This window comes from Paenibacillus odorifer (genome assembly GCF_000758725.1).
Lineage (GTDB): Bacteria > Bacillota > Bacilli > Paenibacillales > Paenibacillaceae > Paenibacillus_AQ > Paenibacillus_AQ odorifer.
The window spans coordinates 3,085,821-3,097,670 of sequence record NZ_CP009428.1 but is presented as its reverse complement, the minus strand read 5'-3'; the positions used below and the strand labels follow the sequence as shown (position 1 = coordinate 3,097,670).

The following is an 11,850-nucleotide window of genomic DNA, read 5'->3' as shown; positions in this document are numbered from 1 at the left end:
CACTCATTTCTCTAATTTAATTAAATGCTTTATTGATTATTTCAAATTTTAATTTACATTCGATGAATCTCGAAGTCAACAAATAAAACCATTTTTCCCATTAAAAACACATCGAGTTTACGATACCCTTCAGAAATTATCTTGAAATGTATATTAGAACAGCAAAAAGACTATGCATAATCCCCTTAAATCTTCTCGCTTGGGAAATGTGCATAGTCATCATGGAATCATTTTCCGATTAGAGCGTCTCTCTTAATTCTATAATTTTGCCCGATGTGTTCAATATAATTTCAAGTGGAATCTCTATCTCTGCAAAATCCAATACACAGCGAATAGAAAATTGATCCTCGTTATAGCTACTTTTTGTAGATTTAATCCCATGATAATTCCCGGCTTTTACCGTAATTTGCTTCCAGTCTTCCAGTAATCCATTTAAGCTCGGCTTATTTACGACCACATCATAATGATATCGCTCCGATAATTCATTATATTTACCGCCGACCAGTAACCCCGCTATAACGCTCGCTGTCACTTCAGGGGTATACACTTCAACTTGATTGGAATCACCATCATATATGGTTACTAAACCAATAGTCTTAAAAAAAGAGATTGGAACGTAGATATGATCCTCTCTGAATTCGATATCATCTTTAAAAAACAACTCTTGTGCATCATTGATGCTAACCAAATGTTCGTTAAGCTTCCATTTAATTATTTCATTTATCCTTGTTAGTGTTATAGTTTCCGAACTTTTTTGATATGTTGTTTTATATTTCAATGCATTAGAAGCCTCTCTGAGCGGAATCATGACTGTGGAACCCTTGTTGAAGGCTGAATGGGGATCAGTATCCAGTACTTTCCCATTCAAAATTACGCTAACCTGGCCGGAGTCTGCCCATACTGTTGGAGCGGCAAATCCACCAAATCCATTAGTTAAAAATAGAACACCTAACACAACAACCGCTGCCATTTTGATCATCCGTTCGAAACCTCCCTTTTATCTATTACAAGTATTATGTGCGTTTCCAGCATGTGCTAATCCTAATGATAATCAAGACAAGCAAAAAAAAGAAGCCGTTCAACATTATGTTGGGCCGCTTCTTTTAAATAACTATTCCACTTTGAAGTCAAAATACTGCTTAGGAAAAGGTTCTTTTATCAGCGTAAAATGCCACCATTCCTTACTATAAGGTTTAAAGCCTTGCTTCACCATAACCTCTTTGAGAATTGCGCGATTTGCTTTCTGAGTCTTGGTGATTAACGATGTATCATAAAAAGAGATATCTCCGAAAAAATCAAACGGGCTGCCCATATCTACATCTACACCGGTCTCTTTATTGACGATCGTTAAATCGATGGTACTGCCACGGGAATGTCCTGATTTTTTCGCTATAAATCCGAGTTTGAATAAATTACGTTTATCCAGTAGCGGGTAATATTGCTGCTTCATCTTAGTATCCGCGGAATTCTGTGACCATCTTACAAAATGATTCACCGCGGTCTGCGGACGATAAGCATCATAGATTTTTAGGATATATCCTTTTTTGGCTAAATCCTCACTTACTGCCTTCAAGGCTGTAGCTGCAGTCTGTGAAAAGATCGCTAAAGGCGCTTTATATCCATCAATCCGCTTCCCTACAAAATTATTGTCTCCGTAATAACGAATCTCAAATTGAGCAGTAGGAATTACTTCATCCAAATAGACAAATCCTTGCGGCAGGCTGTTTTTCTTCTCCAGCTGCATTTGCTGCAGTACATTGTCTGTAGATGAGCCAACGTAAGCTGCATCTGCGCTGCCCATAACAATAGTGTTTGTCCATAACAACAGCACAAATGCGAAAACTATGATTTTTGTTCCTCTAAATCCGGTTCTAAAAGGATCCCGCCTCTTCATTTCGAATTAACCGTTTGATTCAGAAATTTTTCCACTTCAGGTGTGAGTTTATTATTCGTGGAATCAAGTAACTGTAGTAGTTTTTCTAAAATCATTAGGATTCTGGTGTCGCCTTTGTTTCCTTTTAATGCATTCTCATACGCCTTTTTCACTTCAGGTTTGATTACTTGCTCATCATAGTCATAAGCTGGTGTGTTGCTTGATCCATATAATAAGCGTGAAGTTGCATTGAGCAGCTCTTTTTGAAGAACGGTTGACCGATTGGAAGCTGGATATTTCGTCACAAAATCCTCCAGTGCAAGCGCCCTGTTCGTTAACTCTGTCCAACTAATCACAATAGCTGCATCAAATACACTTGGTTGATTCGATTCAGTGGCCATGATGTCAATGTAAGCTGCGATGTCCTTCGTGACATACGGCTTAAAGCTTTTGAAGCCCTCATAATGCATCACTGGATAGTACATGCCCTCACTAGTCTCCAGCTTATATCCCTTATCCCGTCCTTCAATTAACATATTGCGCACATTAGCATCTTTGATCGCATTAAGGAGTGTGCTGTAGGTTAGATTTTTGCTTTTGGAAAAAGCATTATTTATCTCTTTCTGAACATTCTCCGGAAAAACCTTCTCAGAGTACACAGGTAAATATGCCTTCTGTGCATTTTCGAGCTGGAGTGTCATCTGAGTTGCTGTCCAGGTATCCACTTCTTTGATATGGTTAATCAAATAATTCCGGGCGTTAGCCAGAGATGCCGGCTTCTGTACATATTGCTGGAATTGATTATAGACTTTTGCAGATTCTTTCACAGTTGCGGCAGCTACAGTATCTGTTGTATGTATACTCCCAAACCCTCCCATAGAGCCTAGGGCAAAGGCAACACTTAACAAGCCTGTTTTTTTCCATCCCATTAAAAGACCTCCCTTAAGTATTCATACTTAATAATTAGACATACGAGAGGATCCTGAATCTAACTTAGTACGGTATTATTCTGGACGCCTCCAATGTCCTTCCTACGATAAATACCCATCAGAAGTCCAATAGCCGCATATTCAAACCACACATGACTCCCATAGCTCAGGAAAGGGAACGGGATAGAAGTCAGCATCATTCCACCGCTCAAAATAGCAAGACCATAGGTTAGTCTTATCGCTAGCAAAAATGCCAAACCCAACACTAGAGCTTGTCCATAGGGCTCACGAATCGCTCGTATCGTAGATAGAAGCTTGATGAAGAACCAGGAGATAACTGCCAGCAAAAGCAGTGCCCCCGCCCAACCAAAACAATGAATAAGATAGACAGGCAACATATCTGAGTAGACATACGGCAGCTTTTGTTCTACTGCTCCGAATCCGTGCCCCCACCAACCCGCTGAACTAATAACTTCACGCATTACTTGGTATATATAGCCATAACCGTCTGGATCTAAAGAGGGATTTATAGCACTAATGATTCTGACCATCAGGTAGTCGCTATTGAAGATGAACATTAGTCCAACTATTACAAAGAACCCTAATAATACTACACTCTTTATCCAATCGCGAGTAATCCATACATATAATACTAATGAAGAAATTAGATACACCACAAGCTCTGGAAGAGAGTTTAAAGAGATAAGAAGCAAGGCAGGTGCTAAGAGAATGCTTATGTTGAACAAACCACTCCGCCAAGTTTTCTTTTTAGCCGATTCCTTACGATTCACTAAAATCCCTGCTAACGCGACTATCAATACATAAGGACGATAGGATGTCATATCAGGTAAGATCAAAAAAATCCTAGGACCATAATTCACTCCATTTATTGTTATCCCCCAGAATATACTCGACAGAATTCCGGCTATTGATGTTCCGTATAATACCCACGAGAAACTTTTCAGCTTTCTGAAATCGATAAAATACAATCCAAACATCAATACAATTCCAATGAGTATATTTATCGCTTGGCGTCTAAACGCATTATCCAAAAAAGAACCCTTAACGATATCACTGTAGCCTACATCCACAGAACTCATTCCGATCAGACTGATCGCGGATAACAAAGCTACAACTCCAAACAATCCCCAAGGTACATGTGGTTTATGTATTAGATGAAGTTCCTTCCCTAACGTTTGCGGGCTCCCCATTTGTTCGATCGCCCAAGCTATGGCTTCTTCCCGTGATACACCGTCGGCTTCTTTTTCACAAATTAAATCTTCTAGATGACTAGCTAATTCTTGACGTATCTCTGGATGAGTTTTTTTCGCTTTAATCTCTGCACACACTACATCCAAAAATTGCTGCTGCCTCTCTTTCATCATACACCACCCTCTCCCAGAACGGAGTCAACTGCACCTTTGAACATAACCCATTCTGCTTTTTTCTCCTTGAGTTTCTCTTTACCTTCATCCAGGATTCTATAGTACTTACGCTTCCTTCCTTCTACCTCCATCCAGTAAGCCTCCACCCAGCGCTCACTTTCCATCGCATGCAGAATCGGATACAAGGTTCCTTCTTTTAATGAAAAAACACCCTGAGATCTCAGCTCCAGCTCTTTGATTAACTCATAACCATATAATGGCTTCTCCAGTAAAAGAGTCAGAATCAAAGTACCCGTACTGCCCTTCAGCATCTCTTTACTTACTTTCAACGGCTAACACCTCCTAAATTCTAAACTTTACAATTGGCGTGGATGTATCTGATCCACTAAACAAATTTCACTCATCATAGTAGTTGATCTTCATCCTTGGACCGGATTCGGCTCATTCTACGGGATTTATACCGTTGATTTGCACCCCCGGGCCGGCGTGGGCTTAATCTACGGGATTTATACCGTTGATTTGCACCCCTGGGCCGGCGTGGGCTTAATCTACGGGATTTATACCGTTGATTTGCACCCCCGGGCCGGCGTGGGCTTAATCTACGGGATTTATACCGTTGATTTGCTTCCTCGGTCCGGATTCGGCTCATTCTACGGGATTTATACCGTTGATTTGCACCCCCGGGCCGGCGTGGACTTAATCTACGGGATTTATACCGTTGATTTGCTTCCTCGGTCCGGATTCGGCTCATTCTACGGGATTTATACCGTTGATTTGCTTCCTCCGTCCGGATTCGGCTCATTCTACGGGATTTATACCGTTGATTTGCACCCCCGGGCCGGCGTGGGCTCATTCTACGGGATTTATACCGTTGATTTGCTTCCTCCGTCCGGATTCGGCTCATTCTACGGGATTTATACCGTTGATTTGCTTCTTCGTCCAATGACTAATATCTGTATACATGAATATTATTTATCCTTTTATACCTAGGACAACTATACATCGTAAATCTATGTATGTAAAGTTCCTCTTATTCCCCCCCTTACTCCCTCCCTATTCCCAACTCTCACATGTATAATAATGGTAATACAAGCGACATTTTGAGGAGATCTACCATGCAAAAAACAACAATAGCCATCTGGAGTTTTTCGTTCTTTTCATAGTTATTTTCGTTGGATATATGCTCCATAACAATTCTTTGACCTATTATGAGGCGTGGAAGATAAATTGGGGAATAGCGATCTCTAAACCTACAGAGTCAAAAGTGATATTTGAAAGTCCACCCAGTTTCCATGGGGATGGCGAAAGCTATTACGTATTAGATTATAACGATAAGCAATTCAAAGAAATCAAAAACGCAGCATTTTGGCATCCCCTCAATGTTGAATCCATTGACCCCTTAAAAGAGAGAATATCAAGTTTCAAAGATTCCGTGATAGCCATTTATCCAAATGAAAAAGAAAAATACGAAAAATTATTTTGGGCGAACCTTATAGAACTCGAAGAAAGTGGATTGTATTACTATAAGAAAAAGATGATGATAGCTACTGTATCGTGATCCTTAACGTGGAATTAAAACGAGTATATATGATGGAATGGACACAATGATTGACGACAAAAAAGGAGTGCTAGAACTGTTGCCAGTTAGCACTCCTTTTAATCGAATTCCTCTAATTATTAATGCATTGGAGTATTCATTTTATGATTAACAACTACTCTTTTTATGAAGAAAGCAAGAATTAGTCCTACAATCGCCATACTCATTCCGAAAATAAAAGCATTTTGTACACCGTTCGTGAACGCAGGTAACATATTAGCTGGATCTGCTGGGTTCTCTACAGTTTTCATATAGCTTTTTGAACCCGCGGACATAATGCTGACTGCTAATGCAGTACCAATTGCACCAGCAACCTGCTGCAGTGTATTCATGATAGCTGTACCATCTGGATATAGCTCTAGCGGTAACTGGTTAATACCATTTGTTTGTGCCGGCATAAATACCATCGAAATACCAATCATAAGCGTACTGTGAAGTACGATTACGAACACAACCGTAGAAGCTACACTAATACTGGAGAAGAACCACAAGGCTACCGCTGCAATAATCAGACCTGGAATAACGAGCCATTTCGGACCGTATTTATCAAACATACGACCCATAATTGGGGACATCAATCCGTTTATAATTCCGCCTGGAAGCAGCAATAGACCCGCTTTGAAAGCTGTATAACCTTGTCCTTGTTGAAGGTACATCGGAAGAATCAGCATGGAGGACAGAATAACCATCATACAGATAAATACCATAGCTACACCAATAGCGAACATTGGATATTTAAAAGCACGCAGATTAATCATTGGCTCCTTCATCTTCATTTGACGAAGTCCAAACAATAACAATGCTACTACACCTACGATGATCGCAATGATCACTTTCGGACTTCCCCAGCCCGCTTCTTCACCCGCGCTGCTGAAACCAAACACGATACCGCCAAACCCGAGTGAAGATAACACAATGGAGAGGATATCAATTTTCGGTTTCGTCACCTTTGTTACATTCTGCATGAACAGAATCCCAAATATCAATGCAATCACTAAGAATGGCAATGACAACCAGAAAATCCAGTGCCAGCTGAGGCTTTCAATTAGAAGTCCAGCAATGGTAGGTCCAATCGCCGGAGCAACCATGATAACCAGTCCGATCATCCCCATTGCAGCCCCCCGTTTTTCAGGAGCAATGATGATAAGGATTGTATTAAACATCAGTGGCAACAGAAGAGCTGTTCCCATAGCTTGAACCACTCTTGCTGTAAGTAAGAACTCAAAGTTAGGTGAGACTGCTGCTAGGAATGTTCCTAGGATTGAAAAACATAAAGCCGCTATAAACAGCTGTCTCGTCGAGAACCATTGAAGCAGCATCCCCGAAATTGGTACTAATATACCCAGTGTAAGCAGATAAGCTGTTGTCAACCATTGTGCTGTTGCTGGGGTAATTTGTAGGACATTCATTAGATCGCTTAAAGCAACATTTAATGCCGTTTCACTGAACATTCCGATAAAACCTGCTAGTAATAAAGAGACAAGAATCGGAATAGTCTTAAACTTCTTGACCTCTTTTTGTTGATTCCCTTGCATAGTTGCTTCCACCCTTAATCCTCCTGATAATCTTGTCTATTTGTCTGTATCTAACCAAGTATTGCTGGGATAATCTTTGCCGCCGCGAGAAGCGGTTGTTCATCCCGAAAAGTCAGCGTCTGGAGAAGCGCCCCTTCAAATAAAGAGATTACCACTGAAGCCTTATCGGCCGCGGGCTTGTTCTCTACGCCTTCATACAAAAGACGTTTCTTGATCACATCCTGCAAGTCCATAAACACAGATTTACATGCTGTCCGCAGCTCTTCACTAATACAGGATGTTTCCGCCGCCAACCAAAAACTAAACGGAACTATCCCCTCGTATGAGGATTCCACTGCATCTTTAGCCATTCCTAGAATGAAATCCTCCATTGCCTCAGACGCACTCTTGCTGTTCTCCATATGATGTCTAAGCTTCTGAGCGACAACTTCACTAGTCCGGTTAATACATGTTAAAGCCAGTTCTTCTTTGCCGTGGGGAAAGTAGTAATAAAGAGATCCCTTCGGCGAGTCGCTGTCTTTAATAATCTGATTCAGTCCTGTTGCATGATATCCCTGAGAAAAAAACAATTTCGAAGCTGTGTCCAAAATCGCCTCACGCGTATTCGGCTTGTTCGACAAGCTGACACTTCCTTTGCATTATAACAATTGGTCTACATAATAAAACCATATTTTAAAGAGATATGTCAACACATAAATTACTTAAATTCAAAGTAATTTTGGTGGAAGATCGTGGAGGTTGGGTTGGGTTGGGTTGGGTTGGGTTGGGTTGGGTTGGGTTGGGTTGGGTTGGGTTGGGTTGGGTTGGGTTGGGTTGGTTTAGCTCCATCCTCCCTATCGGACTCAGATGCAGCTATTTGTGCTAAAACGGGCTTTTGGACACATTTTCGGACCTGAGCGACGCTATTCCGCTCATAGGGAGCTGATTTCCTCCCTTTTTGTGCTCATAGTTGCATTGGGGTCCGTTAATCTTTCAAAAGGTTACTTTTCGAGCAAATAAGGACTCTGGGGTCCGATGGCTCCTAACTTCGAGCATCCTTCTACATCACATTTACTTCTCATCGAGCTATTAGCTTCGTTAGTTCTTACACTTGTCCCACACTATTTCCGCGCATGCATTTGTCCGTGTACTCCCTTGCTTCGCACTTACTCCCACACTTTTGTTTTCCATGTACTACACTTTGCTCTCAAGCTAACATTTCTATCGGACTCAGATGCAGCTATTTGCGCTAAATCAGGCTTTTGGACACATTTTCGGACCTCACCGTCGCTATTCCACTCAAACCGGGCTGTTTTCATTCCTTTTTGTGCTCATAGCTGCATTGGGGTCCGTTAATCATTCAAAAGGTTACTTTTCGAGCAAATAAGGACTCTGGAGTCCGATGGAGTGAAGGAGATGGAGTGGATCAGATGGAGTGGATCAGATGGAGTGGATCAGTTGGACTGAAGGAAATGGAGTGAACCAGATGCGGTAAAGGAGAGAAGGTCCAATGTGCTGTCGAGAGGAGATGAGGACGTAACATGCTAGGTGGGTGGGATGCTATTAATGTCCATCTGTATTTTCTCAATAAATTACCACCTGCCTCCATCCAGCCCATTTACTCCATTTACTCCATCTGCTCCATCTGCTCCATCTGCCCCCATTCGCTCCATCTGCTCCACCTACCTCCATCCGCCCCATCTTCCCCATCCGCTTCCAGCCATCTCCATACCTTCTCCATCCCTCGATAATCCACTCTCGCACGAAATTATCTACTTCCCATTCCCCCAATCCCAGCGTATACTATAATTATTCCAATGAGAAAGGTGTGAATAAAATGCAAAATGTGCCCAAAGGAATCGCCCGGCCATTAGTAAAAACTAATCAGGCGTTTATCGTCATTTCTGTAATATTAACATGGCTAACAGGACAACACTGGATACTAGCGCTGCCCTTGTTTGCCGGATTGCTCGGTCTTTTGTTCGGTTATAATCCCATCATTAAGCTAGCTGCCAGGTTTCTGACAAAAGAGCGTTCCCACTATGTACTCGAAGACTGGTCACAACAACAGTTTAATCAAAGCATAGCTGTCTTCTGCCTCGCAGGGGGTCTGATCAGCTTCATCGTTGGCTGGACGATCGCAGCTTACATTTTCACAGCGCTCGTTGCAGTGGCTGCCACTGTGGCGATTTTTGGTTTTTGTATCGGATGTTTTATCCATTATCAATGGAGAATGTACAATTACAGACGTAAACAAAGCAGCACAAATTAAATTTGTTAATTCTTAATCTTTCTCTTCTCCAACAACATCCCAGCGATGGCGAAATTTTAGTAACCGTGGATGCAGTGATGAAGGTGCAGCTGGCAACAATAACCGAATCTTTACAATCCACTCTTCAAAAGAAGAATAAGACGCAAACTGATTCGCCACCTCAGGCGTTAAATACAGAAAAATCGGCGAAGGATAGATCTCCAAAAGATGCCGCAGCGCAGAATCAAGCGGAGTATACTTTTTTCGCTTCCCTTCCAAACTCTCTACCGTGATAAAGCTACGTCCTTGCTCTCTTTTCCATTCATGCAGCCGGTCCTCTCGCTTATAATAAGCACTCACCGGCTCTTTGGTCATCCGTCGCACCGTTTCCTCATGAAGTGGATATAACACCAGTTTAGTGAAACGCCGGTCTGCTGCAGTTTTTGCCGCCACTTCAAGCTCTTGATCTGTTATATGTTCAAAAGAATCGTAAAACACTAAAGTCCCTTTACGTTGCTCAACTGGTTGCTCATAGCCATAGGGTACATGCTGAATGTCTCTTTTCAATGAAATCCCTCCTGCTTGTTCTATTTATTAATCATATCATGTGACAACAGCAGGGCTATCATTCTTATCTTACAGCTGAAGATGAATGGTTAATGAAATCCTGAACTTTTGAAATCAAAGCTGGGTATATCAAGGGATACGTCAGCTCTTTTGGTATCTCAGTAAATCCTCTGATTTCTGCCATCTCATAAGGAGGAAGTTCTGCGAACTGTTCCACATTTGCAAAATATAACTTACCATAATTTTCTGGAGCGTCGATACTAGTGACCCTATAAATAGCTATTGGAAAAAGTGAGAATTGTTCCGCACCCGTTTCTTCATATAATTCTCTGGCAGCAGCCTGCTCCGGGGTTTCCCCAACCTCTATATGTCCTCCGGCAAACTCCCACGTCGAACGGTCCTGGTGCCTCGCTAAGATCCATTCTTCACCGTGTTTAACCATAATAACAACGTACTTCAGCTCAACTTCTTTTTCCTTTACCCAATCAAAAAAGTTTACCTGCAATTATATCCCTCGCCTTCCCACCAGCCTCAAACATTTTTTGCCGCATCCCAAGCCAATTTAAATTCTGCTACATTCCGATACCGCTGCTCCCTCACCGCACTGACGGCCCGTAAAGCTACCTCGTAGAGGGCTTGACTGGTTTCCCATTTTACAAACGATCGATCGGATGCTCCTCCTAATAAAACAAATGCTGTGGCGCCCATATTAAATACATTCGTAACTTCATCAATCGGCGCATCCAAGCTAAACTCTTCCGGTGACTTGAATCTGGATGAACCCCAGAAGTTCTCTCCCAGATCATTTACAGTAGGCTTTAGTCTATAATAATCAATATCACAAATTTTAGTTTCATCGTTTACAAAATCATATAAAATACTTCCGTCATAAAAATCCACAGCTGCATACCCTCGACACTCAACATGTTCATGAAACGAAAAGATTACATTTAATGAAGACAGACGTTTTTCAACGGATAATTGCTTATAACGAAAAAAAGGCGACTCCGGATGACTCAGCTTCGCTTCTCCCGCAAATAGCCAATGCGAATGTAAACATTCACCTGCAAACCAATCAAAGACTGCTACATACCCTGACTCAACCTCATAATGCGACAGTAGCGTGATCAGTGCATCAGATCTAAGTTCGTTATATAACGGAATAGCTTCAATTAAACGGTTAACAGCATCCTGAGGATTGCCGGCATAAGTCAAAGGTCTCGCTCCAGCAAATTTCACAAAAAACTTCTTTCCATCCTGCTCCACACCAAAAGAAAAATTTCCGGAGTCTTGCTGATCGAACACTTTAAACACTTTTCCCAGCTTAGTTAACCAAGCAAAATCACAGGCTTCCTGCAATTGAAAAGTTACCGCATCGATTTCATATGTATAATTTTTTTCGCGCAAATTAACCTCCTGCATTCACTATCTAGATTAAATTTATAAGCTTCATTCATTGTCTTGTTCGATATTTAATCACTAGAATAATAACCAGCAATACAACACATAAAGACATCGTATTTGTAATCAAAAAAGCTAATCCAACCCCCGTAACCGCCAAACTAATCGCATAAGCTTCCATTAGACTAATCCCGAGCAGCATAAGTAAATACGATTTTAGATTTAAATCGGCTACGGATTTTGATTTGAGGATTTGAACAATCTGCGGGATCCATCCCAAAGAAAGAATCACTCCACCTATTAATTGCATGATTGCAAACATAAGAGCACCTC

At 41.5% G+C, this 11,850-nt stretch carries 15 protein-coding genes; 3 read left to right on the top strand and 12 right to left on the bottom strand.

Annotated features, from left to right (window positions below):
* Positions 1 to 238: 238 nt before the first annotated feature.
* From PODO_RS13420 to PODO_RS13400, 5 genes are all read right to left on the bottom strand, one after another.
* Positions 239 to 979 carry a stalk domain-containing protein gene (locus PODO_RS13420; protein ID WP_038570677.1) on the bottom strand — a complete coding sequence of 247 codons (741 nt, stop codon included), beginning with the start codon at positions 977 to 979 and terminating at the stop codon, positions 239 to 241.
* A 132-nt stretch (positions 980 to 1,111) separates the two neighbouring features.
* On the bottom strand, positions 1,112 to 1,894 hold the full coding sequence (locus PODO_RS13415) for a M15 family metallopeptidase (protein WP_218918674.1): 783 nt from the start codon (positions 1,892 to 1,894) through the stop codon (positions 1,112 to 1,114).
* Positions 1,891 to 2,802 carry a hypothetical protein gene (locus PODO_RS30035; protein ID WP_052097010.1) on the bottom strand — a complete coding sequence of 304 codons (912 nt, stop codon included), beginning with the start codon at positions 2,800 to 2,802 and terminating at the stop codon, positions 1,891 to 1,893. Before PODO_RS30035 ends, PODO_RS13415 begins: the two co-directional genes overlap by 4 nt.
* Before the next feature lie 59 nt (positions 2,803 to 2,861).
* Entirely contained in the window at positions 2,862 to 4,187 is a 1,326-nt protein-coding gene (locus tag PODO_RS13405; RefSeq protein ID WP_036678316.1) for an FtsW/RodA/SpoVE family cell cycle protein, read from the bottom strand.
* Positions 4,184 to 4,516: a PadR family transcriptional regulator gene (locus PODO_RS13400; RefSeq protein WP_036678319.1), complete on the bottom strand. Its 333-nt coding sequence runs from the start codon at positions 4,514 to 4,516 to the stop codon at positions 4,184 to 4,186. Before PODO_RS13400 ends, PODO_RS13405 begins: the two co-directional genes overlap by 4 nt.
* A 157-nt stretch (positions 4,517 to 4,673) precedes the next feature.
* On the opposite strand from PODO_RS13400, the gene PODO_RS13395 reads away from it, so the two are divergent.
* Both PODO_RS13395 and PODO_RS13390 read left to right on the top strand, forming a co-directional pair.
* Positions 4,674 to 5,177, top strand: a complete 504-nt coding sequence (locus tag PODO_RS13395; protein WP_218918673.1) for a hypothetical protein — start codon at positions 4,674 to 4,676, stop codon at positions 5,175 to 5,177.
* Positions 5,178 to 5,385: 208 nt separating this feature from the next.
* Positions 5,386 to 5,745 carry a hypothetical protein gene (locus tag PODO_RS13390; protein WP_141240383.1) on the top strand — a complete coding sequence of 120 codons (360 nt, stop codon included), beginning with the start codon at positions 5,386 to 5,388 and terminating at the stop codon, positions 5,743 to 5,745.
* Positions 5,746 to 5,864: 119 nt separating this feature from the next.
* On the opposite strand, the gene PODO_RS13385 is transcribed toward PODO_RS13390, so the two are convergent.
* The 3 genes from PODO_RS13385 to PODO_RS31500 all read right to left on the bottom strand — a co-directional run bounded on the left by PODO_RS13385 (position 5,865) and on the right by PODO_RS31500 (position 9,089).
* A complete protein-coding gene (locus PODO_RS13385) occupies positions 5,865 to 7,319 on the bottom strand; it encodes a DHA2 family efflux MFS transporter permease subunit (RefSeq protein ID WP_036685000.1) in 1,455 nt (484 codons plus the stop codon).
* Positions 7,320 to 7,369: 50 nt separating this feature from the next.
* Positions 7,370 to 7,939, bottom strand: a complete 570-nt coding sequence (locus tag PODO_RS13380) for a TetR/AcrR family transcriptional regulator (RefSeq protein ID WP_036684998.1) — start codon at positions 7,937 to 7,939, stop codon at positions 7,370 to 7,372.
* 943 nt (positions 7,940 to 8,882) lie between these two features.
* A complete protein-coding gene (locus PODO_RS31500) occupies positions 8,883 to 9,089 on the bottom strand; it encodes a hypothetical protein (protein ID WP_169744769.1) in 207 nt (68 codons plus the stop codon).
* Positions 9,090 to 9,135: 46 nt separating this feature from the next.
* On the opposite strand from PODO_RS31500, the gene PODO_RS13375 reads away from it, so the two are divergent.
* Positions 9,136 to 9,570 carry a DUF4395 domain-containing protein gene (locus PODO_RS13375; RefSeq protein WP_038570671.1) on the top strand — a complete coding sequence of 145 codons (435 nt, stop codon included), beginning with the start codon at positions 9,136 to 9,138 and terminating at the stop codon, positions 9,568 to 9,570.
* Between the two features lie 12 nt (positions 9,571 to 9,582).
* Here the strand turns inward: PODO_RS13375 and PODO_RS13370 are convergent, their stop codons facing one another.
* From PODO_RS13370 to PODO_RS13355, 4 genes are all read right to left on the bottom strand, one after another.
* On the bottom strand, positions 9,583 to 10,116 hold the full coding sequence (locus PODO_RS13370; protein WP_038570668.1) for a hypothetical protein: 534 nt from the start codon (positions 10,114 to 10,116) through the stop codon (positions 9,583 to 9,585).
* A gap of 64 nt (positions 10,117 to 10,180) precedes the next feature.
* Positions 10,181 to 10,621, bottom strand: a complete 441-nt coding sequence (locus PODO_RS13365) for an NUDIX hydrolase (protein ID WP_038570665.1) — start codon at positions 10,619 to 10,621, stop codon at positions 10,181 to 10,183.
* A 26-nt stretch (positions 10,622 to 10,647) separates the two neighbouring features.
* Entirely contained in the window at positions 10,648 to 11,523 is an 876-nt protein-coding gene (locus PODO_RS13360) for a serine/threonine protein kinase (protein ID WP_038570662.1), read from the bottom strand.
* 46 nt (positions 11,524 to 11,569) lie between these two features.
* Positions 11,570 to 11,839, bottom strand: a complete 270-nt coding sequence (locus PODO_RS13355) for a PQ-loop domain-containing transporter (RefSeq protein WP_036686720.1) — start codon at positions 11,837 to 11,839, stop codon at positions 11,570 to 11,572.
* Positions 11,840 to 11,850 lie beyond the last annotated feature (11 nt).